Annotated in this window: 1 protein-coding gene; it reads right to left on the bottom strand. The window is 69.8% G+C overall.

What is annotated here, in order from left to right:
* A partial coding sequence (locus tag TW83_RS21635) for a hypothetical protein (protein ID WP_045984329.1) occupies nucleotides 1-225 on the bottom strand: 225 nt, incomplete at both ends.

The raw sequence follows: 225 nt of genomic DNA on the forward strand, positions 1-225 counted from the left end.
GCCCGATCACCTCGGCCAGCCGTGCGTGCAGCGCATCGTTGATGCCGACGTTCAGGACGCTTCCGGGCCCGCCCCATTCCGGCATCGCGGCCGAGGGGCGCACGCTGACCAAGCCGCTGCCCGCAAAGATGTCCAACAGGGCGTCGGGCTGGATGCGCCGTCCCTGGGCAATCATGCGGACGGTGTCGGCAGGGATCGCAAAGCTGCGCGGGACGGGAAGCTGCA

It is taken from the genome of Paracoccus sp. S4493 (assembly GCF_000967735.1).
GTDB lineage: Bacteria > Pseudomonadota > Alphaproteobacteria > Rhodobacterales > Rhodobacteraceae > Paracoccus > Paracoccus marcusii.